The organism is Nocardia canadensis (assembly GCF_032656385.1).
In the GTDB taxonomy this organism is placed as follows: Bacteria; Actinomycetota; Actinomycetes; order Mycobacteriales; family Mycobacteriaceae; genus Nocardia; species Nocardia canadensis.
In genome coordinates this window covers 166,854-192,725 of sequence record NZ_JAVCWB010000008.1, presented here as the reverse complement: position 1 = coordinate 192,725, position 25,872 = coordinate 166,854, and the positions used below count along the sequence as shown (strand labels likewise).

The window sequence follows — 25,872 nt, the reverse complement described above, 5'->3', positions numbered from 1 at the left end:
GCGTCGCGGCCAGAATGCCGAATCGGCGGTAGCCGAAGAGAAATGAGGCAGCGGATGACAGAGCGAATTCAGGTCGGCGGCCTCCACGTCGCACGTATTCTCCATGATTTCGTCGAGAACGAGGCCATTCCCGGAACCGGTGTGAACCCCGCTGTGTTCTGGTCGGGCGCCGAGGCCGTTATCGACAGCCTCGCTCCCCGCAACAGGGCTCTGCTCGCGGAACGCGCCGATATCGGGGACAGAATCGACCAGTGGCACCGCGCCCACCGCGGACCGGGCTACGACAAAGCTGCCTACAAGCAGTTCCTGACCGAGATCGGCTATCTGCGCCCCGAACCGGCGGATTTCACGATCGGTACGCAGAACGTGGACACCGAGATCGCCGCGCAGGCGGGCCCACAGCTCGTGGTGCCGGTCATGAACGCCCGCTTCGCCATCAATGCCGCGAACGCGCGCTGGGGTTCGCTCTACGACGCGCTGTACGGCACCGATGCCATCGCCGAGACCGGTGGCGCGGAGAAAGGCCGAATCTACAACAAGGTCCGCGGCGACCGGGTGATCGAGTGGACCCGGGGGTTCCTCGACAACGCCGTACCGCTGATCACCGGATCGCACGTCGGCACGACCAGCTACAAGATCGTGGACGGCGCGCTCGAGGTCGGTCTCGGCGACGGCACCCGCACCGGCCCGGTCGATACCTCGGCCCTCGTCGGCTACCGGGGCGACCCCGGCGACCCGACGTCGATCCTGCTCCAGCACAACGGTCTACACATCGAGATCCAGATCGATCCGGAGTCCCCGGTCGGCTCCACCGACACCGCGGGCGTCAAGGACCTGATCCTGGAGTCCGCCGTCACCACCATCGTGGACTTCGAGGATTCGGTCGCGGCCGTGGACGCCGAGGACAAGACCCTCTGCTATCGCAACTGGTTGGGCCTGATGAAAGGCGATCTGGCCGAAACGGTGACCAAGGGCGGCACTACCTTCACTCGCACCATGAACCCCGACCGCGTCTACACCGCGCTCGACAACAGCGACCTGGTGCTACACGGTCGTTCACTGTTGTTCGTGCGCAATGTCGGCCATTTGATGACTTCCGACGCCATCCTCGACTCCAACGGCAACGAGATCCCCGAGGGCATTATGGACGGACTCGTCACCGCCCTCATCGCCAAACATTCGCTGCGCGCCGATACGCCGTCGAGTGGCGGGCCGTCGCCGGTGCGCAACTCCCGCACCGGCTCCGTCTATATCGTGAAGCCGAAAATGCACGGTCCCGACGAGGTGGCCTTCACGAATGAACTTTTCGGCCGCATCGAGGATGTCCTCGAGCTCCCCCGCAATACGCTGAAGATCGGGCTGATGGACGAGGAACGTCGCACCACAGTGAACCTGAAGGCGTGCCTGCGTGCCGCCGCTGATCGCGTGGTCTTCGTCAACACCGGCTTTCTGGATCGCACCGGCGACGAGATCCACACCTCCATGGAGGCCGGCCCGATGGTCGACAAAGCACAGATGAAAGGCCTGCGGTGGTTTCTCTCCTATGAGGATTGGAATGTCGACCACGGCCTGGCCGCAGGTCTGCCCGGCAAGGCCCAGATCGGCAAGGGCATGTGGCCCATGCCTGATCTGATGGCCGCCATGCTCGAGCAGAAGTCAGTTCATCCGAAGGCCGGTGCCGCGACCGCGTGGGTGCCGTCTCCGACCGCGGCCACCCTGCACGCCACTCACTACCACCTGGTGGACGTGGGCATGCGGCAGGCCGAAATCGCCGACGGCGGCCCACGCGCCACCCTCGACGACATCCTCGAGATTCCGCTGGCCCCGAACACCGACTGGACCGCCGAGGAAAAGCGACACCAACTCGACAACAACTCCCAGAGCATCCTCGGCTATGTCGTGCGCTGGATCGATCAGGGCATCGGCTGTTCCAAAGTCCCTGACATCAACGACGTCGGTCTCATGGAAGACCGTGCCACCCTGCGCATCTCCTCCCAGTCGATGGCCAACTGGCTGCACCACGGCGTCGTCTCCCACGATGAGGTCATCGCCTCGCTCGAACGCATGGCCGCGGTCGTCGACAGCCAGAATGCCGGCGATCCCGGCTACCGCCCGATGGCCCCGGACTTCGCGTCCAGCATCGCCTTCCAGGCCGCCAGGGAACTCGTGATCGATGGCGCCGATCAGCCCAACGGCTACACCGAACCGATCCTGTACCGCCGCCGCCGACAGGCGAAGGGGTGCGGCGCCGAACTCCGCGCCTAGCGGAAATACGTTGGTATGTAAGCGTTCCCGATCCAATCGGACCGGGAATGCTTACCTGACGGACGGCGGCCGGCGCCCCGGCACCACCGGGTCCGCGAGTTATCGCGCCGGGCCTTCCAGCAGCGTCACCGCCGCGACCGCGGTCGGGCCGCCGACGACGTGCGCCAGACCTATCCGCGCGCCGTCCACTTGGTTGACGGCGTTGCCGCGCAACTGCTCGAACAATTCCACGCACTGCGCGACGCCGGTCGCCCCTGGCGGATGGCCCTTGGATTTCAAGCCACCACTCGGATTCACCGGTAACGCTCCACCGACACTGGTGATCTCGGCTTCGACGAGTTTGTGCGCCTGGAACCGTTCGGCGAAACCGAGGTCCTCGTAGCTGATCAACTCGACACCGGTGAAGAAGTCGTACACCTCGGCCACATCCACGTCGCCGGGAGTCAGACCCGCCATGCCGAACGCCTGCGCCGCCGCGCGAGTAGTGGCCGGAAACGTGGTCATGTCTCGTTTGTGCTGATGCATCACCGAATCCAGCCCGAGGCCGACGCCTCGAATCCAGACGGGGCGATCGGTGTAGCGGTCCACCACCTCCTCGGCGGCCAGCACGACGGCTGCCGCGCCGTCGCTCTGCGGGGCACAGTCGTAAAGACCGAAGGGCGTCACCACCGTCGGCGCCTCCAGTGCCTGCTCGAGGGTAATCGGAAAACGCAGTCGCGCTTTGGGATTGGTCATGCCGTGCCGGTGATTCTTCACGGCCACCATGGCCATGTGCTCGCGAGTGGCCGGGGATTCGTGCAGGTATCGGGCGACGTGGAGCGCAAAGCCCGCGGGCGCGACCAGTCCGAGCGGATAGTCCCAGGCCATATCCCGGGTCATCGCCTCCCACTCCCACACCATGCCCTTGGACGCGGATTCTCGTAACTTGTCCGCACCCACCACCAGCGCCACGTCGATCGCACCGGAGGCGATCGCGTACATCGCGTTGCGAATGGCATCATGGCCTGCCGCACAGGCATTTTCGACACGGGTCACAGGGATGTCGGTCAGTCCGAGCGCATCGGCGAGGATGCCGGAGGGAAATCCGTCGGTCGTACCCAGCTCCCCGAACCACGCGGCCTGCAGGTCCGCCTTCGGCAGACCCTTGTCGACGCTGCCCGCGCAGTCGGCGTACGCCATCGGCAGTAGATCCTTGATGCCGAGGGCGAAATGTTCCGCGAACGGGGTCATTCCGGCCCCGACGATGGCAACCCTTCTCATACCGCGTCCTCCATCTCAGGTTCGAATGCGTAGCCGTAGTCCGGCACCCCGGAGCGGACAGCTATCCGGCGCAGCACCATTCGGCCGCGCGCGCCGATGCGCACCGCGCCGGGGTCGGCCCCGGTCACCCGCGCCAACGCCCGTACCCCGACGTCGTCGAGTTGCACGATGACCAGCGAGTACGGTGTCTCCAGCCCCGGCACCGGAAGATGCACGGTGGTCTCGGTGTAGACGGTTCCGGTGCGCGGGAGTGGCACGAGTTCATAGGCCGTGCTCAGCGTCCCGTCCTCGGCCACGCGGTAGCGCGGCGGGAAGTCCAGCTCCAGAGTTCCGGGGAATCTTCCGGCCTCCCAGCGCACCTTGGCTTCGAACGCCCGCTCGTAGGCGGCCAGGGAGATCGGGATTTCGCCGTCCGTCGGCAGCGTGTGATCCGCCGGAGCGTGCGGAGGGAGTTCACACCGGACCACGGCGGCGGAGCCATCGGCCACGGTGACCCCGGACAGGCTCGCCTGCTCCATGCCGATGATCCGCCCGGTCCTGCCCGCTTCCGCGAGAGCGCCGAGCGCGAACAGCCCGGAACTGGCGCCCAGTGTCGGCAAGCGTGGTGGAGTACCCGCGCAGAGCTCGGCCACTCGCTCGTCGTCGACACCGGCGACCGCGACCGGGTTGTCCACCCAGGCGGCCGCCAGCGATGCGAGCACACCGCGTTCGCGCAGCAGCCGGGGATCACCGTAGTCGTGCACCTCGCCGGTGGCGCTGCGAGTACGCACCGGCAAACTGCGCGTCACCCGGGCCGCTGTGCGGACCTGCAGTCCGCTCACCGCCGTGACCACAGCGGCCGCACCGGCAGGCGCGATGTCCACCCCGATGATCAATGCCCGCGGCCGCGCCGAACTCAGTGCGTCCAGCGCCGCCGGGGCACCGCCGAGCCGCTCGACCACCTCGACTTCGGGATCGAGCCCGAGTCCGGCGAGCAGCACCGCGGCATTGCCACCCTCGAGCAACGGCAGATCCCGGCTGACCAGGATCACGTACTCCACGGAGACGCCAGTGCTCAGGGCCGCGCGCCCGGCTTCGACAGCGAGGGTGATCGCGTCCTCGTCACTGCCGATCACCCGCCGCTCGGCACTACCCCAGCACGGCAGATACGTGCCGATCGAAGCGATATATGGCATCTCCACTCCTTCCGATCTAGGTGATCGCGCCTGCGGACTTGAGCGCGATGATGCGATCCCAGTCCAGTCCTAGCTCCAACAGGATTTCCTCGGTCTGCGCAGCGAACTCGGGTGCCGCCCGCAATTGCGGTGCGGCGACATCGAATTGCACCGGATTGGCCACCAGTTCCAGCTGGCCCGCGCGCACCACGTACTCGTTGGCGCGGATCTGCGGGTCGTCGCCCGCTTGTCGCGAATCCTGCACCGGGGCCCAGGGTCCTGCGAGGGTGGCGAATCGCTGTGTCCACTCGGCCAGCGTCCGCGTAGCCATGACCTGCTTCAGGATCTCCACGGCTGCGGGGGTATTGGCGGCGATCAGTTCACCGGTGGCGAATCGGGGGTCCTCTGCCAGCTCCGGTCGGTCGATATGGCGACATACATCGGCCCAGAACTTGCCCGGCTGCAACATGACGAAGGCCAGGTAGCGGCCGTCGGCGGTGGCGTACAGCCCCGACAGCGGATTGGTCGGCGAACCGTGCGCCCCGGCCGGACCCGCGAGCATCGGCTTGTCCAGATGCAGTGACAGTGCCACGGTGTGCCCCATGGACCACAGTCCGCTGCCGAGCAGTGAGACGTCGACGACCGAGGATTCGCCCGTCCGTTCACGTTTCAGTAGCGCCGCCGCGATCCCGCCCGCCAGATTGGTTCCCGAGATCGTGTCACCGAAGGCAGGCCCCGGCGGGCTGATCATCCCCTCCACCCCCGCCGGGGTGAGCGTGGCGGCGATCCCGGCACGCGCCCAGAACGCGGTCATGTCGTATCCGCCCTTCTCTGCCTCCTGACCACGGGGGCCGAGCGCGCTGCCGCGGGCGTAGACGATCGAGGGATTGACCGCGCGGATGTCGTCGACGTCGATGCCGAATTTCGCGCGCGCCGACGGCAGAAAGCTGGTCAGAAAGACATCGGCTCGCCGAACGAGGTCGTAGAGCACTTCCCGCCCCTCGGGGGTGGACATATCCAGCCCGATGCTGCGCTTGCCCCGATTGGCGTGCTCCACATTGGGATTCGGGTCGCCCTCGACCTTGAAGGTGCCGGTCTGCCGAAGACCGCGCTGCGGATCCCCGGTCACGGCGTGCTCCACCTTGACCACGTCCGCGCCCCAGTCGCTCAGAACCGCGCCCGCCGAGGGCACGAATCCGTACATGGCGACCTCGAGGATCCGGATTCCCTCGAGCGGCTTCACGAGATCACCGCGGCGTAGGTCTTGCGCTCCAAGAACTCCTCGAGTCCGGCCACACCGGATTCACGGCCGATACCGGATTGCTTGTACCCGCCGAACGGTGCGTCGGCAGCGAAGTAGTTGCCGCCGTTGATGCTCATGGTTCCGGTGCGAATGCGCCGCGCCACCGCGAGCGCGCGCTCCTCGCTCGCGCTGAACACGCCGCCGGAAAGACCATAGATCGAATTGTTGGCAATGCGCACCGCGTCGTCGTCATCATCGAAGGGGATCACCGCGAGCACCGGGCCGAAGACCTCTTCCTGCGCGATCTCGCTGTCCGGTGCGACGTTCGCGAGCAGGGTCGGCCGATAGAAGAAGCCGGGATCGACCCGCTCGCCGCCGGTGACCAGCGTTGCCCCTGCCGCGACAGCGCGCTGCACCATGCCGTCGACCTTCTCGCGCTGGCGTTCGCTGATGAGCGGTCCCATATAGGTTTTGGGGTCACCGGGGTCACCGATGCTCACCCTGGCCATATTGGCGGCCACCTGCGCGACGATCTCGTCGTGGTGGGCGCGGGGCACCAGCAGCCGCGAAGTCAGCGCGCACCCCTGGCCCGCATGGGTGCAGATGCTGAAGGCGGCGAACATGGCCGCGGTGGTGAAGTCGGAGTCGTCGAGCAGGATCATCGCGGACTTGCCGCCGAGTTCCAGGAACACTCGCTTGAGGCTGTCACTGGCGGCGGCCATGATGCGGCGCCCGACCATCGTCGAACCGGTGAAAGTGATGACGTCCACGTCGGGATGAGTGCTCAGCACCTCGCCGACCGCCACCTCGGACGAGGACAGCACGTTCACGACACCGGCGGGGATGTCGGTATGTTCGGCGATCAGTTCACCGAGCGCCTGGGTGACCAGCGGCGTGTCCGGCGCGCCTTTGAGTACGACGGTGCAGCCGGCGGCGAGTGCCGGAGCGAGCTTGGCCAGCGCGAGCTGATGAGGGTAGTTGTAGGCGACGATGGCGGCGACGACGCCTGCCGGCTCCTTGTCGATCCAGCGACGGTGCCGCTGGCCGCGTGATTCGATCTCCGGCAGTTCCTCGGTCATCGAATAGTTCTTCAGCAGATCGGCGTAGTACGCCACGATGCCGATCGGGATGTCGAGCTGATTGCCGAAGGTGAGCGTCCTGGTGGCACCCACCTCGGCGATGGTCAGCTCGCGCAGCTCTTCACGGTGCTCGTCGAGCGCTCGGTGCAGCTGCTCCAGGCATCGGACGCGCAAGTCCACATTCGTCGACCAGTCGCTGTCGTCGAAAGCGCGGCGGGCGGCGGCGACGGCGGCTTCGGCATCGGCGACGGTCGCGTCCGGTGCGTGACCGATGACAGCGGTGGTCGCCGGATTCACCGAAGGGAAACTCCCCGAGGTGGCGACCAACTGCCCGTCGATCAGCAACCGCCTGTCCGGCGGCGTGGTGCCGGGACGCTCGGTGTCGACATCCACTGGCGCGTGGCCCTGAGATTGCATCGTGTCTCCTCGTCGAGATGAAAATATGATTCTCCCCCAACGAGAATCATATGGTCGTCAACGGGTGACTGTATCAGGAATCCGCCTCGGTAGAACCCCGCAATGGACCCGAAATTCACCACATCTCCGCGTGAAAATGGATCTCCGCCTGCGGTAGCCGCGAAAGCCTTGCCGTAGCTCCCGCGTGAGAGTACGGTTCTCACAAGCAGGAAGGGAGATTCTTGTGAGTGAGTCGCGAGTGATCAGCCACAGCCCGGTTGAGCCAACGCACCACACCACCCACAGCGCCGAGGAGACGTGGACGTGAAGACCGCTGTAGTGACCGGTGGCGGATCCGGTATCGGCAAAGCTGTTGTAGACCGGCTACGGGCCGATGGGTATCGCGTCGCCGCCCTCGACCTGCGCCCCGGCGACGCTGAGGACTCCTACGCCGCCGATGTCACCGATCCTGTCCAGATCGCGGCGGCGCTGGCCGGGATTCGCGAAACGATGGGCCCGGCAACCATTCTGGTGAACGCCGCCGGACTCGACGGCTTCAAGAGATTCATCAATATCGACTTCGACGAGTGGCGCAAGGTCATCGACGTCAACCTCCACGGCATCTACCACTGCGTCCAGGCAGTGCTGCCGGGGATGCTCGACGCCGGGTGGGGCCGCATCGTCAATATCTCCTCGTCCAGCGCGCATTCCGGTCAGCCGTTCATGGCGCACTACGTCGCAGCCAAATCCGCGGTCAACGGTCTGACCAAAGCCCTTGCCCTGGAACTCGGACCGAACGGCATCACCGTCAACGCCGTGCCACCGGGGTTCATCGACACACCGATGCTGCGTTCCGCCGAGACCAACCGGCGGCTCGGCGGAACGGTCGAGGAACACATCCAACGCACCCCCGTGCGGCGAGTAGGCCGCCCCGATGACATCGCGGCCATGTGCGCATTCCTCATCTCCGAGGAAGCCGGGTACGTCACCGGCCAGATCATCGGGGTCAACGGTGGACGCAACACCTAGTTCCGCACCGCGGACGAGCACAGCAACACAGCAGAGAGAGCAGGACAACGTTATGGGACGCGTGCAAGGCAAAGTCGCCTTCATCACCGGTGCCGCGCGCGGCCAGGGCCGCAGTCACGCGATACGCCTGGCCGAAGAGGGCGCCGACATCATCGCCGTCGATCTGTGCGAGGACATCACCTCGATCGGCTATCCGATGTCCAGGGCCGCGGATCTCGACGAAACCGCGCGACTCGTCGAGAAGACCGGTCGACGCATCATCACCGCACAGGCCGACGTGCGCGACAACGCCGGGTTGCAGGCCGCGCTCGAGCACGGCATCGCGGAGCTCGGCCGCCTCGATATCGTGGTCGCCAACGCTGGCATCGCCGGTATGAAGGGCGAGCCGCCGATCCAGGCGTGGAGTGATGTCGTCGATACCAACCTGGTCGGCGTGATCAATACGGTCCAGGCCGCGCTCCCGCATCTGAGCGAGGGCGCTTCCATCATCGCCACCGGCTCCACGGCCGCCCTGATGAACCTGGAGAAGGTCGATGTCACGCCCGGCAAGGACCTCGGCGGCGTCGCCTATGTCTTCGCCAAACGTGCGCTCTCGCAATACATCCACTTCCTCGCGACCCATATCGCGCCCCGCAATATCCGTGCCAATGTCGTACACCCCACCAACTGCGATACCGACATGCTGCAGAGCGACCCGATGTATCGCTCGTTCCGGCCGGATCTGGAAAGCCCGACCCGCGCCGACGCCGAGCCGGCGTTCTTCGTTCAGCAGGCGATGCCGATCCCGTTCGTCGAGCCGCTCGATATCAGCAATGCCGTGCTCTTCCTCGCTTCCGACGAGTCCCGCTACATCACCGGCGCGCAGCTGCGGATCGACGGCGGCGGCTACCTCAAGTGGTACGACTTCAAGGTCTGAATCACCGAAAACACCACCGCGACAGGAAGATATCGACAGTGAAGGTCCAGGTTGATTCACAACGCTGCCAGGGTCACACGCTCTGCGCAATGATCGCACCGCAGTCGTTCGAATTGAGCGACATCGACGGCCACTCCGCCCCGGTCGACGAGGACGTGCCCGCCGAGCATCAGGAGCAGGTCCGCGAAGCGGCGCACTCCTGCCCGGAACGTGCTATCACCATCCGCTGACCGCCCGAACGACAGAGGAATCATGAGCGCCGACAACGTCGAGACGGACGAGCGCAAGCAACCCAATTTTCATTTCGACCGTCACGCACCGCAATACCGCGAACAGTTCGACTCGATCACGCACGAGATGCACGAGAAGTGCCCGATCGCGTGGTCCGACACCCACGGCGGGCACTGGGTCGCCGCGGGGGCCAACGAGGTCTTCGCTCTCTCCCGCTGCCCACACGTCTCCAACGACCACGATGTCAGCGGTACCCGTAAGGGGTACAAGGGCATCAACATCCCCACCGCCCAACGCGCGACGGGCATCCGCGGCGGCATCCTCGAGATGGACGAACCCGAGCACCGGTTCTTCCGCGGCGTCCTCAATCCCTACCTGTCCCCCGCCGCGGTGAACCGATGGATCCCGTTCGTCGACGAGGTGGTGCGCGCCTGTCTCGACGAGAAGATCGAAAGCGGGCGCATCGATTTCGTCGACGAGCTGGCCAATATCGTCCCGGCGGTGCTGACGCTGGCGATGCTCGGCATCCCGATCGCGAAATGGGAGGTCTACAACGAGCCCGTGCACGCCGCCGTGTACACGCCGCCGGATTCCCCGGACATCGCGCGGGTCGGGGAACTGCACCGAGCGATGGGCCTGGACCTGCTGACAAACCTCGCGGAAATCCGCCAGAATCCAAGGCCGGGCTTGATCAACGCCGTAGCCGATCTCGAGTACGACGGCGAAAAGGTCGGCGACCTCGAACTACTCGGCATTCTCAGCCTACTCATCGGCGGCGGTTTCGACACCACCACCGCGCTCACCGCGCACTCGCTCGAATGGCTGGCTCAGAATCCCGGTGAGCGCCGAACCCTCAGCGAGGATCGGGATCTGCTGCTGAACCCAGCCACCGAAGAATTCCTGCGCTTCTTCACCCCCGCGCCGGGCGACGGCCGAACGATCTCCGAGGACAACGAAACCGTGGGCGCCCAGTTCGCAGAGGGCGACCGATTGTGGCTGTCGTGGGCGATGGCCAATCGGGATCCGCAGGTCTTCGCCGATCCCGATACCGTCGTGCTGGACCGTAAAGGCAACCGGCACTTCAGCTTCGGACTCGGCATCCACCGCTGCATCGGCTCGAACATGGCACGCATGGTGTTCAAGCGCATGCTGGTCGCCGTGCTCGACCGCATGCCGGACTACCAGTGCGATCCCGAGGGCACGGTGCATTACGACTCCATCGGCGTCATCCAGGGCATGCGCCATCTTCCGGCGACCTTCACGCCGGGGCCGCGGCTCGGGGCCGGACTCGACGAGACGCTCGACAAGCTCCAACGGATCTGTGACGAGCAGCAGCTCGCCGAATCGGTGACGGTCAACAAGGAACAGGCACGAATCGACGACTGACGTAGTCGAGCCCACAGTAGTTACTGCGCCCGGCCGTTCGCGACGAGCGTCCGCGCGCGGTTCCGTGTCGAACGAGGAGGCGATGTGGCCGAAGTACCGGGCCGTCCCCTACCGATGATCACCCCGGACAATGAGTTCTTCTGGGCATCGGGCGCCGAAGGGCTGCTGCGTGTGCAGGAGTGCACAGCCTGCGCGGCACTGATCCACCCACCGCAGCCGGTGTGCCGCTATTGCCACGGCCAACAGCTGGGGACGCGGGTCGTGTCCGGCGTCGCCATTCTCATCGGATTCACCGTCAACCACCGATTCGGGTTGCCGGGCCTGCCCGCGCCGTATGTGGTGGGGCAGGTCGCGCTGGTCGAGGATCAGCGAATCCGATTGACCACCAACATCATCGAGTGCGACCCCGGCGAACTGACGCTCGGTATGCGCGTCGAGGTCGTCTTCGAACAATTCGACGACGTCTGGCTGCCGCTGTTCCGGCCCACCGCCGAACAGCCCGAACCCGCGCCGCTGCACACCGACGAGATCGAGCCCGCCGACTATCACCGGCACGTGCGGCCGATGGCCACGCGGGACAAGTTCGAAGACCGGGTCGCGCTCACCGGGACCGGCGTGTCGGATCTGGGCCGCCGATTGATGAAGTCACCACTGTCACTGACGATTCAGGCCTGTGAACGCGCCATCGCCGACGCCGGCCTCACCGCCGCCGATATCGACGGCCTGTCCAGCTACCCGGGTGCCGGCAATGTCGGTGGATTCGGCGAAGGCGGCGGCGTCACCGCGGTCGAAGCGGCCATGGGCCTGCGACCCACGTGGCACAACGGCGGAATCGAGACCTTCGGTCCCGGCGGATCGGTCATCGCCGCGATGCTCGCCGTCGCGAGCGGCTTGGCTCGCCACGTGCTGTGCTTTCGCACCGTGTGGGAGTCCACCTACAACGAAATGCTCAAACAAGGCCGCATCACCCCGCCCGGCGGCCGTACCGCGAGCTGGATGACGCCGTTCGGGGCGGTGTCGGCGGCGCACACGCTGGCGCAGAACGCGCAGCGACACTTCCACCGCTACGGCACCACCCGCGAGACCCTCGGCTGGATCGCGCTGAACCAGCGGGCCAATGCCGCGCTCACCCCGACCGCCATCTACCGCGAGCCACTGACCATGGACGACTATCTGTCCGCGCGGCCGATCACCACCCCGTTCGGCCTCTACGACTGCGACGTCCCGTGCGACGGCGCGGTAGCCGTGATCGTCTCCGCCCTCGATACCGCCCACGATCTCGCCAAACCACCCATCCGGGTCGAGGCGGTGGGCACCCAGATCCTCGAGCGCATCGAGTGGGATCAGAGCACCCTCACCCACGAACCGCAGGTGCTCGGCCAATCCGCCCACCTCTGGTCACGCACTTCGTTGCGCCCGAGCGACGTCGACGTGGCACAGCTCTACGACGGTTTCACCTTCAATTGTCTGTCCTGGCTGGAGGGTTTGGGCTTCTGCGAGATCGGCGAGGCCAAGGACTTCCTCGATGGCGGCACGAACATCGCCCGCGACGGCCTGCTACCCCTCAACACTCATGGCGGACAACTTTCGCACGGACGCACCCACGGCATGGGTCTACTCCACGAGGCCATCGTCCAGTTGCGGGGCGAGGCCGGGGCTCGCCAGATCCCCGATGCCCGCGTCGCCGTCGCCACCAGCGGCGGGCTCACCCCGAGTGGCGCGCTACTGCTGAGGACCGAGAGATGACCATCACCGAACTCGACTTCGCCATGGCGAACTCGCCCGCAGGCCGACCACGGGTCAGCGAACTCGTCGCCGAGGTGGACGGCTTTGCGATCTCGGCGCGCCTCGCCGAAGCGCCGAAACCACGCGCCGTCATCCTCGCGCTCCACGGCGGCGCGACCACGTCGGCGTACTTCGACTGTCCGGGCCATCCCCGGCTGTCACTGCTGCGCCTCGCGCCGCGGCTGGGTTTCACCGTCCTGGCACTGGATCGGCCCGGTTACGGCGCGTCACATGACCGTGCGAGCGAACTGACCGAGCCCGACCGGGTCATCGACCTGATCCAGGGTGCGCTCGACGCACACCTGGACGGGCGAGAACGTGGGGCGGGGGTGTTCCTCATGGCGCACTCGGCGGGCTGCCCACACGCCGTCCGATTCGCGGCAGGCCAACACGGCGCCAACCTGCTCGGCCTCGAACTGGCGGGCACCGGGCGCGAACACCATGCGACCGCCGCGGCGGTGCTCGGCACGCAAGAACGCGCCGACGCCGACGCTGTGCGCGAACTCCTGTGGCAGCCGTCGTGGCTCTATCCGCCGGAGATGCTGGGCGGCACCCCGATCGCGGCCAGGACCCCACGGTACGAGGGAACGGTGCTACGGCGGTGGCCGGACCGCGACTTCCCCGAGCTCGCCGCCCGCGTGCGTGTTCCGGTGCACTTCAGTGCGGGCGAATACGAGAACGTGTGGCGCAACGACACCGAATCACTGGCCCAGATCGCCGCACTGTTCACCGCGGCGCCACGCGTGATCGCCGAACAGCTGCCCGCCGGCGGTCACGGCCTGAGCATCGGATACTCCGCGGCGGCCTACCATCTGCGCGTTCTCGCCTTCGCCGAAGAATGCGTCCTCGCCCACGCGCAGGGCCGTTCTCTGACACAACAATCGAACGGCCCCGCGCCGGCTCGGCACAGGAGGTGAGGCAATGCAGGCTACTGACGTCGCACTGCTGCTGATACGCGTTGTCCTTGGTGGCACCATGATCGCGCACGGGGTGAACCACTGGATCGGGGGCGGCAAGATCCCGGGGACAGCCCGCTGGTTCGCGGGATTGGGTCTGCGTTTCCCCACCGTCCAGGCGTGGGTCAGCGTGGTCACCGAGATCGGGGCCGGTCTCGCGCTGGTCCTCGGCCTGTTCACACCGCTGGCGTGCGCAGCGGTCGTCTCGGTCATGCTGGTCGCCGCGCTGCTCGCGCACCGACCGAACGGATTCTTCGTCTTCCGGGACGGATACGAGTACGCGCTCGTCCTCGCGGTGGTCTCGCTCGCTGCGGCGATGCTCGGGCCGGGTGCGTTCTCCGTCGACCATGCGGCCGGTATCACAGTCACCGGATGGGCCGGTGGCGCAACGGCTCTCGTCGTCGCCGTGGTCTGCACCGGAGGGCTGCTCGCTGTGTGCCTGCGGCGCGAAGCCGACCGCCAGGAGTGCGAACAAGTGGAGGCGCACTGATGCGCGTCGGTTTCATCGGACTCGGTATCCAGGGCGGCCCGATGGCGCGTCGGATCGCGGCCGCCGGTTTCCCCACGACCCTGTGGGCACGCCGTCCCGAAGCGCTGCGGGAATTCGCCGACACCGGCGCGGTATTCGCCGATTCGCCCGCCGAACTCGCCGCGGCCAGTGACCTGGTCTGCCTGTGTGTGGTCTCCGATGCCGATGTGCGCGAGGTACTCACCGGGCCCGAGGGCGTACTGGCAGGCCTGCGGCCGGGCGGTATCGTCGCCGTACACAGCACCGTGCATCCCCGCACCTGCCGAGAACTAGCCGATGATGTTGCCCGTCAGGGTATTTTGCTCGTGGATGCGCCTGTCACCGGTGGTGGACCGGCCGCCGCCGCAGGGCACCTGACGGTGCTCGCGGGCGGCGCGGCGCCGACCCTGCAAAGCTGCCGACCGGTATTCGATACCTATGCCGCGCAGGTTTTCCACCTCGGCCCGGTCGGTTCGGGTCAGGTCGCCAAGATTCTCAACAATCTGCTGTTCACCGCGAACCTCGCCACCGCCGACAGCGCCCTGTCCCTCGGTCGAGACCTGGGGTTGGATCCGGTCCGCCTCGCCGAGTTGCTCAACAACGGCAGCGCCGCCAGTTTCGCCCTCGGCCGGATGGTCGCCGCGGGCGGGACGCTACAGAGTATCGCCACGCACGCCGGTGGCCTCTTGCGCAAGGACGTCCACCTCGCGGCCGATCTCGCGAACCAGGTAGACGCGGGCGACGGCGTGGTGTTCGACGCCGCCGTGACCACCTTGGCCACCATGGACCGGCTGCTCGAGCGATGAACGATCCGAGCAATATCGGCTTCATCGGCGCCGGACGCATGGGTGGCCCCATGGTTCGGCGGTTGGTCGCCGCCGGCCACCGAGTCCACGCACTCGGACGAACCGGTGACAAACGCCGCGCACTGGCCGAATCCGGCGCATACCCGTTGCCGAGCATCGCCGAGACCGGTGTCGGCGCGGATGTCGTGATCGTGTGTGTCCTCACCGACGAGCAGGTCCGCCGGGTGTGCCTCGGTACGTACCTGATTCCGGCCATGTCACCGGGTGCCACCCTCGTCGTCCATACCACCGGCAGCCCTCGGACGGTCGAAGCCGTCGCCGAACACGCGGCCGCACGCGGTGTCGAGGTCGTCGACGCCGCGGTCAGCGGCGGACCGCACGATATCGCCGACGGGCGACTCACTCTCTTCGTCGGCGGCGCCGATGCTGCGGTGGATCGTGTTAGCCCGGTACTGGCCAGCTACGCCGACCCGATTCTGCCCGTCGGCCCACTCGGTAACGGCCAACGAGTGAAGTTGCTCAACAACGCCGCTTTCGCGGCCCAGATCGGCGTTCTCGCCGAGACCATGCGCCTCGCAAACCAATTGGGCATCGAGGAATCCACCCTGTTGCGCGCGCTGCCGCACGGGAGCGCGACCAGCCGAGCTCTCACCGGCGCGGCAGCCCGCGGATCCGTCACCGAATTCGTCACCGCGGTCGACGATTTCCTCACCAAGGATGTCGCGGTGGTTCGCGAGGTGCTGGCCGAACTCGATGCCGACCTCGGCAACCTCACGCCGCTACTCGCCGATCGCCCACGATGATCGGGAGGACGAACTCGAACACAGCAAGAGCGGAACCGATGCTTTCCCCCATGTCGACTGTATTCATCGCTCTCCCTGAGTATTTCGGAACTCCCGTGCCATGGGCGATCTCGAAACTGACGCAGGAACTGCGCCGGCGCGGTGTACGGACCGATACCGGCACCGTCGACGCGATCTCGTCGGAGATCACCGTAGTTCGTCTGCGGGTCGACGACACCCTCGGCAGTGCTGAGACCTTCTTGATCGAGGCGGGAAGGAGCATTGATGAGGTGGTGGTCCGGGGTGCCGACGCACGCGGCGTGGCCTATGGATTGTCCGAGCTCGCCGACCGGGTCCGGTACGGCGGCGATCCGATCGACACGATCCGCTCCGCCCGCGCCGAGCCGCGGTCTCCCGCGGTGCCGATTCGGGGTGTGCTGCGCTCCTTCTCCAGCGATGTCCTCGATCTCCCGTGGCTACTCGACCGCGATTTCTGGACCGCCTACCTCGACGAATTGGCCACCCAGCGGATCAACCGGCTGCACCTCGCGTTCGGCATGCAGTACAACTTCTCGCACGATACCGATGTGCGCGACAACTACCTGTGTTTCGCCTACCCCTTTCTCGTGGACGTCCCGCAGTGGGACAACGTCGCTGTCGCCGGTCTTTCCGCCACCCAACGCTCGGCCAATCTTGCGGCGCTGAGATTCGCCAGCGAGGAAGCCGCGCGCCGCGGCATCCATTTCCAGCTCGGGCTCTGGAATCATGCCGTGCGCCCGGAACTCGAGGACAGCCCGAACCTGCGCTACCGCATCACCGGATTGGCCGAGTGCGACGCCGCCGAATACAGCTCCGCCGCACTCGGTGTGCTGCTGCGGGAATGCCCCGCCATCGCGGGCCTGACCTTCCGCGTCCACTACGAGGGCGGAATACCCGAGGCGGGGCGGGCCGACTTCTGGCGCACGGTGATGGGTGGCCTGCGCGGTATCGACCGCGAACTCGAGATCGATATGCACGCCAAAGGCGTCGACCAGGAATTGGTCGAGACAGCTACGGAAACCGGCGGCCGCGTCATCGTCTCGGCGAAGTACTGGGCCGAGCACCAGGGTCTGCCCTACCACCAGGCCGCGATTCGACCACACGAGTCCGCGCGCGCGGACGCCGGCGACGAATTGCGTGGAGTCACTCAGAACGCGCGCAGATTCACGCGCTACGGGTACGCCGACTTCCTGCGCGCCGACCGCGAATTCGATCTGCTCTTCCGGATCTGGCCCGGCACTCAACGTTTTCTGTTGTGGGCGGACCCGGAGCTCTTCGCAGGCTACGGGCGAATGAGCACGATCGGCGGCGCGGTCGGGGTGGAACTGTGCGAACCACTGACCTTCCGCGGTCGTAAGGACAGCGGGAACACTGGTGACGCCCGGGATCTCTACGCCGATCCGCGACTCACCCTCGGTCTCGGCGATTGGGAGAAATACGCCTACACGTATCGGCTGTGGGGGCGGCTGCTATTCGATCCGGATGCCGACCGTGAATCCTGGCTGCGGTTCCTCCGAGCGCATTTCGATACCGCGGCCGAGTACGTCGAGCAGGCTCTCGGTGCCGCCGGGAAAATTCTGCCGTTGGTAACCATCACGGGATCAGCCAGTGCGTCCAACAATTTCTTCTGGCCAGAAGTTTTCACCGATCATCCCATCGCGCACGGGGCGATGGCCAAGGCATACGCGTGGGATCTCGTTCCCCCGCGCACCTGGGGCACCATGAGCCCGCTCGACCCCGCGCTGTTCGAGTCCGCCGACGACTACGCGCGGGGACTGCTGGACGGTCGGCCCAGCGGGCGGTATACGCCCGAACAGGTCGCTTCCTGGCTACTCCGGCTCGCCGACCGTGCCGACGCCGCGCTCGCGGCCGCGCGCGATACGACGCCAGATCGCGACGCACCCGCGTTCCGGCGGATCGAAGTGGATGTCCGGGCGCAAGCTCTGCTCGGCCGGTTCTTCGCCGGGAAGTTCAGCGCCGGTGTGGGATACGCGCTGTTCCAGCTCACCGATGACCCACAGTACCTCCTCGACGGCATCGACCGATACCGCCGAGGGCGGGAGGCTTTGGCGGACTTGATCGCGATTACCAGCAACGTCTATGTCTCGGATCTGGGGTTCGGTAAGCGCCCGACCGAACACGGACATTGGTCCGACCGGTTGCAGCAGGTCGACGCCGACCTCGCCGAGCTCACGCGCGAAGTGGCGAGTGCGAATGCGACGGAAAGCGCTGTGCCAGTGCACCTGCCGCAGCGTGCTCCACACTCGCCGACTGCCGAGATACGATGCACTCCCCCACAGGATTTCACCCCGGGGCGCCCACTCACCATCCAGGCGGAAGCTCCGGCGAATATCGAACTGACCCTTCACGCGCGTCACCTCGATCAGTCCGACCGGTATTCGGTGATCCCCCTGCGGTCGTCCGCCGGTGACCACTACACGGCCCAGCTACCGGCTGACTACACCGCGAGCCCCTACGATATCCAGTTCTTCCTGCTCGCCCGGGATACCGAAAGCCGAGCGGCCTGGATCGTGCCCGGCTTCGACGAGACCCTCGCGAATCAGCCGTATTTCGTGATCGGCGCCGAACGACCGGCCCGACAGTGAGCTGCCGCCGCCGGTGGGGCGCCGGTGAGGCAACTGATCGCAACCGTTTGCTCGCGACGCCACCCAACTGTTTCGCTGGCATGCACCTGCGACCGGCGGACTCGATGCCCGGCCGTGGCCCTGCACAACCTCCGATCCGAACCCTGCGAGGCTCCCTGTGAAGATCGTTTCCATCGAGACACTGGTCCGCGAGCCGGTCGCAGTTGTCCGGGTTCGTACCGACGACGGCGTGGAGGGTATCGGCCAGACCGCGCCCTACGCAGCCGAGATGACGTCGCAGGTCCTGCACAGCATGGTCGCGCGCTTCTTTCTCGGTCGCGATCCCTGGGACGTCGAAACCCTGGTCGAGAACTGCCTCCAGACCTACTACAAGTTTCCCAGCACCTTCCTGTATCGAGCGCTGGCGGGCCTCGATACAGCTGTGTGGGACATCCTGGGGCGCGCCACCGGTCAGCCGGTGAGCAAACTGCTGGGAGGTCACGTCAGGGACTCGATCCCGGTGTACGCCTCGAGTATGCGGCGCGACATCGGTCCCGACGAGGAGGCTGCTCGACTCCTCGAACACATCGAGACCGACGGATTCGAGGCCGTGAAGATCCGCGTCGGTTCGGCCATGGGGCGTGACCGCGACGTCGCAGTGCGGCGAACCGAGCGCATCATCGCCCGCGTCAGAGACAAGCTCGGCGAGAACATCGCCATCTCGGCCGATGCCAACGGCGGCTTCACCGCCGCACGGGCCATCCGCGTCGGCAGGATGCTGGAGGACTACGCCTATCACCATTTCGAGGAACCCTGTCCCTACGCGCAGCTCGAGCAGACGGCGCAGGTGACAGCCGCTCTCGATATCGCGGTATCCGGTGGCGAACAGGACAACTCGCTGTCCCAATTCAATCGCATGATCGCTGGGCGGGTAGTCGATATCGTCCAGCCCGACATCGGCTACCTCGGCGGTATTTCCCGTGCCCGCAAGGTTGCCGTGCTCGCGGAGGCAGCCGGCATTCCGTGCACACCGCACTGTGCCAACGACTCGCTGCTCCAGGTATTCACACTCCATCTGGCGGTCGCGATGCCCGCCTGCAGCCAGGCTCAGGAGTGGAGCATCGAAGAAACTCCATGGTCGCGGAACATTTATCACCCACTACCAACAGTCGTCGACGGCAGGGTCGCCGCACCGACCGGGCCGGGCTGGGGTGTGAGTCTCGACCCCGATTTCGTCACCACGGCCGAACGCCGGGTATCACGACTGACGGCGTAACGCCGCTGGCACGAACCTGATCCTCGTAGAATCTTGTGAAAGAGAAGCCGTGTGAATCTCGACTCGCTCCGCGCCCAATTGCCCGACGGCATTGTCGTGACCGATCCCGATATACTCGGCGGCTATCGACAGGACCGGGCACTGGATCCCGATGCCGGAATCGCGCTCGCGCTCGTCCGCCCGACCGCGACCGAACAAGTTGCGACAGTTCTGAAGTGGGCGCACGAGAATCGGGTGCCGGTAGTACCGCGCGGCGCCGGAACAGGGCTCTCCGGCGGGGCGACCGCGCAGAACGGGGCCCTGCTGCTGAGCACCGAGCGCATGCGCGAGATCACCGTCGATCCGGTCACCCGCACCGCCGTCGTCCAGCCGGGATTGCTCAACGCCGAAGTCAAACGTGCCGCCTCCGAACAGGGGCTCTGGTACCCACCGGACCCGTCCTCGTTCGAGATCTGCTCCATCGGCGGCAACGCCGCCACCAACGCGGGCGGGCTGTGCTGCGTAAAGTACGGCGTCACCGGCGACTATGTGCTCGGCATGGAGGTCGTCCTCGCCGACGGCACCATCGCAAGGCTGGGCGGACCACGTCTGAAGGACTCTGCCGGACTGTCACTGACCAAACTGTTCGTCGGCAGCGAAGGCACCCTCGGCGTCATCACCGAACTCACCTTGCGGCTGCTGCCCGCGCAGCCACCGCAATCCACCGTGGTCGCCACCTTTTCCACCCTCGCCGCCGCTACCGAGGCCATCCTCGCCATCACCGGGACCCTGCGGCCGTCCATGCTCGAATTCATGGACGCCGTCGCCATCAACGCCGTGGAGGACGAACTGCGCATGGGTCTGGATCGCGATGCCGCCGGACTCCTGGTCGCCAGATCCGACGCCCCGGGCGAACACGCAGGCCACGAGGCCGACCTCATGCTCGCCGCCTGCGAAATAGCCGGAGCCACCGAGGCTTTCCGCACCGACGACCCCGACGAGGGCGAAGCCTTCTGCGCGGCACGGCGATTCGCCATCCCCGCCGTCGAACGCAAAGGTCCGCTGCTGCTCGAGGATGTCGGTGTCCCGCTGCCACGATTGGGTGATCTCGTCACCGGCATCGCCGCCATCGCCGCCCGACGCCGGGTGCTGGTCTCGGTCATCGCGCACGCGGGCGACGGCAACACGCACCCACTCATCGTCCACGACCCGAACAACCCCGACGAAACCGCGCGCGCCAACCAGGCTTTCGGCGAGATCATGGATCTCGCGATCAGTCTCGGCGGCACCATCACCGGTGAGCACGGCGTCGGCCGGTTGAAGAAGGCCTGGCTGCCCAACCAGGTCGGCCCCGAGGTGATGGGGCTGACCCGCCGCATCAAAGAAGCCATCGACCCGAACGGCATCCTCAATCCTGGGGCGGTTGTGTAGATATCCCCGCGATGTGCCCCGCCCACTCGGCCGCGAAATCCCGGAACCGAAGAGCCGCGCCCGAGGGCACCGCCGTTGCCGCCCACACGATGCCGACCTCACGAACCACCCCCTCATCGGCCAGGGGGACCATGACCAGTGGCGGTGACACCGTGGCGCATCCGGGCGCGCCGCCGTAAGGCAGCACCGCGATGCCGAGGCCCGCCGCGACCAGGGCCGCCATCGTGTCCAGCTCACCGACCTCGAAAGCGATGTGCGGCCGGAAATCCGCTGCGGCGCACAACTCGTCGAAGATTCGACGCATACCGAATCCTGGATGAAGGGCCACGAACTCCGACCCGGCCAACTCCGATAGGCGCACCTGCCTACGCCCGGCCAGCCGATGTTGCGGCGCGACAGCCAGTGCGAGCCGCTGCCACGCCAACGGACGCCAGCCCAGACCCGGCGTGACCGGGCGCGGCGAGACGATCGCCAAGTCCGCGTCGTGCTCGATGACCAGCGCGGTGATGTCCTCCGCTGATCCCTGCTGCAGAGTGAAGCTGATCCGTCCCGCCGTGCGCTGGAAGTCGGCGATCAGCTGCGGTACCGGCCAACTTCCGAAAGAATGCCCGAAGGCCAGACGCACCGCACCACCCGCCGGGTGCGCCATCATCGCCAATTCTCTTTCAGCGACGTCTAATTCGGCCTGCGCTCGCCGTACATGGTCGTAGTAGACGCGCCCGAAAGCATTGAGCGTGATGCGCCGCCCCTTGCGGTCGAACAGTTCGACGCCGAGTCTGCGCTCCAGGCGAGCCAGCATGCGCGACAGGGTGGGCTGCGTGATGTGCAGACGCTCCGCGGCTCCTCGGACACGTTCCATTTCGGCCAGCGTCGTGAACCAGTTCAGTTCCTCACCCAACATATCGGGCCCTCTCGTCTGCCTGCACTGATGCGCCCAGCGGATCAGTACTGAGAACATTCATCATTTCCATTGCGCGGCCACCCACCGCACAGTGGATCTCGTGGCAATTGCTTCTTTCCCTCGCACCATCAACGGTCCCGCGCACCAACGCCGCATCACCATGGCGCTCTTCGCCGCCGGACTCGCCACCTTCGGCATGCTTTTCAGCGCCCAGTCGCTGCTGCCCAGCCTGGCGGCCGCGTTCTCGGCGACGTCGGCACAGGCTGGACTCGCGGTGTCACTCACGATCGGTTCCCTCGCGGTGGCGGTGGTGCCGCTCAGCGCCGTCTCCGAGCGCTGGGGTCGCACCCAGATCATGACGGTGTCGGTGCTGTCGGCCGCCGTGATCGGGCTGCTGCTGCCCCTGAGCCCGTCGCTGGAGGTGTTCCTGGCCGGGCGCGCCGCCCAGGGGTTGGCGCTGGCGGGCGTGCCCGCGGTGGCCATGGCCTACCTCACCGAGGAGAGCGCACCGCAACGCCTCGGCACCGCGGTGGGGATGTACGTCGCCGGCACCTCGCTCGGCGGGCTGGGCGGGCGACTCGTCCCTGGACTGCTCGTCGAGGTGTCGTCGTGGCGATGGGCGGCGGCGGCCGGATCGGCGGCCGCGGCGCTGTGCGCTGTCTGGTTCGTGCGGACACTGCCGCCCGCGTGCGGATTCACACCAAGACCGATCGGCTTCCGCGTGGTCGTCGGCGACCTTGGCGTCGCGTTGCGACAACCTGTGCTGTCCAAGCTTTTCGGGATGGCTTTCGTCCTTATGGGCGGTTTCGTAGCGCTCTACAATTTCCTCGGATTTCGCCTGCTCGCAGCACCCTTCGAGCTGTCGCCCGCAGTCGCCAATTCGGTGTTCGTGCTCTATCTGGCCGGAACTGCCACCTCGGTGATAGCCGGCCGGTGCGCCGACCGCTTCGGCCGGGCGGCGGTCCTCACCACCGCGGTGGCGGCCATGGCCGCCGGAGTACTGATCACCCTGCCGGATCGACTGGTCACGGTAGCGCTCGGCATGGCTGTGTGCACCGCCGGGTTCTTCGCGGCGCACACCGTGGCGGGCGGGTGGCTGGGCTCCACTGTGGGCGCCAATCCGGCGGCAGCGACCTCGCTGTATCTGCTCGCCTACTACCTGGGTGGCGCGCTCGGCGGCGGGCTCATCGGCCTCGCCTTCGGTCGGTACGGATGGCCAGGGGTCGTCTGCTGCGTGGCGGGGCTGACAGTGCTGGCGGCGGTGTTCTCCGCACGCCTGGGTCGCACGGCCACGCCCCTCGCACCGGTCTCCAGAAGGTGCCCGGTCGGAATCAAGCATGTTTGACAGTGTTACTCTCACTCAGGAAGAAGTATATTCTCATTGTGCGATTCTTCTTCCACTATCCAGAACCTCGCTACCCCGAGCCCGGCGGGGCCGATGCCGCCGCACTCTCCGCCGGACCGCTGCGCGAGGTGGCGACCGCGGTAGAGCGGGCGGGATTCGACGGACTGTCGCTGAGTGAGCATCCGGTGCCCGGGGCCCGCTGGTCCGCGTCTGGCGGACACCAGACGCTCGACCCGTTCGTGGCATTGAGTTTCGTCGCGGCCGTGACCAGCAGACTTCGGCTTCTCACCTATCTCGCCGTCGCGCCCTATCGCAATCCGTTCCTGCTCGCCAAGGCCGCCGCGACGCTGGACCTGGTCTCCGGCGGTCGGGTCACCCTCGGTTTGGGCACCGGTTATCAGAAGAGCGAATTCCATGCGCTCGGAGTGGATTTCGACGAGCGGAACCACCTGTTCGACGAAATTCTCGACACGCTCCCGATGCACTGGCAGGGCAGCGCGTTCAGCTACGAGGGCAAGCATTTCAGCGCCCGGGATGTGATCGCCCGCCCTCGGCCGACGCAGGGGCGGATACCGATCTGGATCGGCGGTAATTCCGCGCTCAGCAGGCGCCGGGTCGCCGAGCGCGCCCAGGGCTGGATGCCGATGAGCGGCAGCTCTCAGCTCAGTACCACCGCACGCACGCCCACCCTGGGCTCGGTGGATCAACTGGCGCTGCGGATCACCGAACTACGCGCGACAGCCGCGGCGGCCGGGCGCGACGAGCCGATCGACGTGGTGTATTCCTACGGACAAGGCATCGACGTCGCACTGGACGAACCGGACCGGCACCGCGAGTCGTTCGCCGGACTCGCCGAGGCCGGCGTCACCTGGATCGTGATATCCGGTCGCACCGATTCTCCTGCTGCCACGGTGGATTTCGTCGAGTCGTTCGGCGCGACCTACCTGGCCGGGCGATGATCATGGACTGGTTTTCCGAACGTGCCGGAATGGACGGCACCGTCGCGGTGATCACCGGCGGCGCGGGCACCCTCGGCCGTTCGATCGCACTGGACCTCGCCGCCAACGGGGTACGAACGGCCGTGGTCGATCTCGATCCCGACGCGATCCAGACGGCGGGCCGGGACCTGGCCGAGCGCGGACACGATGCGATTACACGCTGTGCGGACGTTCGCGATCCGGAAGCCTTGGCGGCGGTCTTCGATGCCGTCGAGGAACGCTGGGGGCGGCTCGACACACTGGTGAATGTGGTCGGCGGCACCTTCCGCAGCCCATTCACCGAGACCGCGCCCAAGGGCTGGGACGCCGTGATGCGCACCAACTTCCATCATGTTCTGCATTCCTGTTCGCTGGCGGTACCGCGTATGCGGGCCGGTCGGCGCGGCGGCAGCATCATCAATATCACCACCATCGAGGCGCACCGGGCCGCACCAGGCTTCGCGGTGTACGCCGCCGCAAAGGCGGCCGTCGAGCACTTCGCTCGCACTCTCGCGGTGGAGCTGGCGCCAGAGGGCATCCGCGTCAACAACATCGCCCCGGACTACGTTCCGACGCCGAGCCTGAACCCACTGGCGACCGGTGACGAAGGAATGAACCATCCCGTCGGCGTTCGGGTGGCCATCCCGATGGGGCGGGCCGGCCGAGCCACCGATGTGTCGAACTGCGCGGTCTTCCTCGCCTCCGGCCTGTCCACCTTCGTCACCGGCACCACACTGCATCCCGACGGCGGCACCTTCGCGTCCTCGGGCTGGTTCAACTGGCCGGACTCGGGGTGGGCCAACCATGTACCTGCCCAGCATCTGTAGACGTGACAGCCCGCAGGCAGTACCTCGTGACACGGTCGACCTCGGTAGCTGTCGGTTCGGCACGCCGCCAGAGGTAGTCGGAGAGCAGCCCGACCACGGCGTGCGCGGCGAGGGCCGCGTCGAGATCCGGGTCAATACTACCGAGGGCGGCGAAGGGCTCGCGCAACAACGCCGCCAGCAGTGCACTGGCCCGTGAGTGCCCGGATATCAACTGCTCACCGGCACTGCCCGCGTTCCACAGCACCGCCCGCGCGGTCGCGGCGATTCCAGCAGCGGCTTGGCCGAGCACTGCCTCGACCCAGCGGCGCACCTGCTCCTGCGGCGCGGCCGCCTGCGCCATCCGGTGGGCGACATACCCGCTCAACCGTTGCGCACCGTCCTCGAGAAGCGCCACCACGAGCGCATCCTTGGTGGGAAAGTGCCGATAGAACGCGTCGTTCGACAAGCCGGCCGCGGCCACGATATCGGCGACCCTCGGCCGCGCGGCGCCACCGCCCCGACTCATCAGCGCCAATGCCGCGTCGAGTAGTCGGCGCACCTCGTCGAGGTAGTCCGCATGGCGCTTGGCCAGGGCACGCTGCGCGATTCCGGCCGCGACATCGTCGGTCACAGCCACCCCTCACGACGCCGGCCCGCCGAGGTTTGCTCACGTATCGCAAAACAAAGAATTGCATTCTGTGCCACGAGAAGCATATTCTCATCCAAAGAGAGGAGGC

The 25,872-nt window shown here is 66.6% G+C and carries 22 protein-coding genes; 16 read left to right on the top strand and 6 right to left on the bottom strand.

Going from position 1 to position 25,872, the window contains the following annotated elements; genetic code table 11:
- Positions 1 to 54: 54 nt before the first annotated feature.
- A complete protein-coding gene (locus Q7X29_RS14585; protein ID WP_316574384.1) occupies positions 55 to 2,265 on the top strand; it encodes a malate synthase G in 2,211 nt (736 codons plus the stop codon).
- 99 nt (positions 2,266 to 2,364) lie between these two features.
- Here the strand turns inward: Q7X29_RS14585 and Q7X29_RS14580 are convergent, their stop codons facing one another.
- From Q7X29_RS14580 to Q7X29_RS14565, 4 genes are read right to left on the bottom strand one after another with little or no spacing between them, the layout of a single operon-like run.
- Positions 2,365 to 3,525, bottom strand: a complete 1,161-nt coding sequence (locus Q7X29_RS14580) for a thiolase C-terminal domain-containing protein (protein ID WP_316574383.1) — start codon at positions 3,523 to 3,525, stop codon at positions 2,365 to 2,367.
- On the bottom strand, positions 3,522 to 4,700 hold the full coding sequence (locus Q7X29_RS14575; RefSeq protein ID WP_316574382.1) for an OB-fold domain-containing protein: 1,179 nt from the start codon (positions 4,698 to 4,700) through the stop codon (positions 3,522 to 3,524). The genes Q7X29_RS14580 and Q7X29_RS14575 overlap by 4 nt, the downstream gene beginning before the upstream one ends.
- Positions 4,701 to 4,716: 16 nt before the next feature.
- The gene (locus tag Q7X29_RS14570) at positions 4,717 to 5,922 is read right to left on the bottom strand and encodes a CaiB/BaiF CoA transferase family protein (protein WP_316574381.1); all 1,206 of its coding nucleotides are present in this window, start codon (positions 5,920 to 5,922) and stop codon (positions 4,717 to 4,719) included.
- Positions 5,919 to 7,418 carry an aldehyde dehydrogenase family protein gene (locus tag Q7X29_RS14565; RefSeq protein WP_316574380.1) on the bottom strand — a complete coding sequence of 500 codons (1,500 nt, stop codon included), beginning with the start codon at positions 7,416 to 7,418 and terminating at the stop codon, positions 5,919 to 5,921. The genes Q7X29_RS14570 and Q7X29_RS14565 overlap by 4 nt, the downstream gene beginning before the upstream one ends.
- A gap of 303 nt (positions 7,419 to 7,721) precedes the next feature.
- On the opposite strand from Q7X29_RS14565, the gene Q7X29_RS14560 reads away from it, so the two are divergent.
- From Q7X29_RS14560 to Q7X29_RS14505, 12 genes are all read left to right on the top strand, one after another.
- Entirely contained in the window at positions 7,722 to 8,426 is a 705-nt protein-coding gene (locus Q7X29_RS14560) for an SDR family NAD(P)-dependent oxidoreductase (RefSeq protein ID WP_316574379.1), read from the top strand.
- Between the two features lie 52 nt (positions 8,427 to 8,478).
- On the top strand, positions 8,479 to 9,342 hold the full coding sequence (locus tag Q7X29_RS14555; RefSeq protein WP_316575358.1) for a mycofactocin-coupled SDR family oxidoreductase: 864 nt from the start codon (positions 8,479 to 8,481) through the stop codon (positions 9,340 to 9,342).
- Between the two features lie 38 nt (positions 9,343 to 9,380).
- Positions 9,381 to 9,572 (top strand): ferredoxin, encoded by a 192-nt coding sequence (locus Q7X29_RS14550; protein WP_316574378.1) that lies wholly within the window; start codon positions 9,381 to 9,383, stop codon positions 9,570 to 9,572.
- 22 nt (positions 9,573 to 9,594) lie between these two features.
- Entirely contained in the window at positions 9,595 to 10,959 is a 1,365-nt protein-coding gene (locus Q7X29_RS14545; protein WP_316574377.1) for a cytochrome P450, read from the top strand.
- Between the two features lie 114 nt (positions 10,960 to 11,073).
- A complete protein-coding gene (locus Q7X29_RS14540; protein WP_316575357.1) occupies positions 11,074 to 12,705 on the top strand; it encodes a thiolase C-terminal domain-containing protein in 1,632 nt (543 codons plus the stop codon).
- Positions 12,702 to 13,661 (top strand): alpha/beta fold hydrolase, encoded by a 960-nt coding sequence (locus Q7X29_RS14535; protein WP_316574376.1) that lies wholly within the window; start codon positions 12,702 to 12,704, stop codon positions 13,659 to 13,661. Before Q7X29_RS14540 ends, Q7X29_RS14535 begins: the two co-directional genes overlap by 4 nt.
- A 4-nt stretch (positions 13,662 to 13,665) precedes the next feature.
- Positions 13,666 to 14,190 (top strand): DoxX family protein, encoded by a 525-nt coding sequence (locus Q7X29_RS14530; protein WP_316574375.1) that lies wholly within the window; start codon positions 13,666 to 13,668, stop codon positions 14,188 to 14,190.
- Positions 14,190 to 15,014 carry an NAD(P)-dependent oxidoreductase gene (locus tag Q7X29_RS14525; RefSeq protein WP_316574374.1) on the top strand — a complete coding sequence of 275 codons (825 nt, stop codon included), beginning with the start codon at positions 14,190 to 14,192 and terminating at the stop codon, positions 15,012 to 15,014. Before Q7X29_RS14530 ends, Q7X29_RS14525 begins: the two co-directional genes overlap by 1 nt.
- Positions 15,011 to 15,817: an NAD(P)-dependent oxidoreductase gene (locus Q7X29_RS14520; RefSeq protein WP_316574373.1), complete on the top strand. Its 807-nt coding sequence runs from the start codon at positions 15,011 to 15,013 to the stop codon at positions 15,815 to 15,817. The genes Q7X29_RS14525 and Q7X29_RS14520 overlap by 4 nt, the downstream gene beginning before the upstream one ends.
- A 50-nt stretch (positions 15,818 to 15,867) precedes the next feature.
- Complete coding sequence (locus Q7X29_RS14515; protein WP_316574372.1) at positions 15,868 to 18,441, top strand: hypothetical protein; 2,574 nt, start codon at positions 15,868 to 15,870, stop codon at positions 18,439 to 18,441.
- A gap of 67 nt (positions 18,442 to 18,508) precedes the next feature.
- Positions 18,509 to 19,696 (top strand): mandelate racemase/muconate lactonizing enzyme family protein, encoded by a 1,188-nt coding sequence (locus tag Q7X29_RS14510; RefSeq protein WP_316575356.1) that lies wholly within the window; start codon positions 18,509 to 18,511, stop codon positions 19,694 to 19,696.
- Positions 19,697 to 19,747: 51 nt separating this feature from the next.
- The gene (locus Q7X29_RS14505; protein ID WP_316574371.1) at positions 19,748 to 21,106 is read left to right on the top strand and encodes an FAD-binding oxidoreductase; all 1,359 of its coding nucleotides are present in this window, start codon (positions 19,748 to 19,750) and stop codon (positions 21,104 to 21,106) included.
- Here Q7X29_RS14505 and Q7X29_RS14500 read toward each other — a convergent pair.
- Entirely contained in the window at positions 21,084 to 22,007 is a 924-nt protein-coding gene (locus Q7X29_RS14500; protein ID WP_316574370.1) for a LysR family transcriptional regulator, read from the bottom strand. The genes Q7X29_RS14505 and Q7X29_RS14500 overlap by 23 nt on opposite strands.
- A 100-nt stretch (positions 22,008 to 22,107) precedes the next feature.
- On the opposite strand from Q7X29_RS14500, the gene Q7X29_RS14495 reads away from it, so the two are divergent.
- The 3 genes from Q7X29_RS14495 to Q7X29_RS14485 are packed head-to-tail and all read left to right on the top strand — an operon-like array spanning position 22,108 to position 25,156.
- On the top strand, positions 22,108 to 23,352 hold the full coding sequence (locus Q7X29_RS14495; RefSeq protein WP_316574369.1) for an MFS transporter: 1,245 nt from the start codon (positions 22,108 to 22,110) through the stop codon (positions 23,350 to 23,352).
- Positions 23,325 to 24,311, top strand: a complete 987-nt coding sequence (locus Q7X29_RS14490) for an LLM class F420-dependent oxidoreductase (protein WP_316574368.1) — start codon at positions 23,325 to 23,327, stop codon at positions 24,309 to 24,311. Before Q7X29_RS14495 ends, Q7X29_RS14490 begins: the two co-directional genes overlap by 28 nt.
- Before the next feature lie 2 nt (positions 24,312 to 24,313).
- Complete coding sequence (locus Q7X29_RS14485) at positions 24,314 to 25,156, top strand: SDR family NAD(P)-dependent oxidoreductase (protein ID WP_316574367.1); 843 nt, start codon at positions 24,314 to 24,316, stop codon at positions 25,154 to 25,156.
- Here Q7X29_RS14485 and Q7X29_RS14480 read toward each other — a convergent pair.
- Positions 25,104 to 25,766, bottom strand: a complete 663-nt coding sequence (locus Q7X29_RS14480) for a TetR/AcrR family transcriptional regulator (RefSeq protein WP_316574366.1) — start codon at positions 25,764 to 25,766, stop codon at positions 25,104 to 25,106. The two genes, Q7X29_RS14485 and Q7X29_RS14480, sit on opposite strands and share 53 nt — an antisense overlap.
- Positions 25,767 to 25,872: the final 106 nt, after the last annotated feature.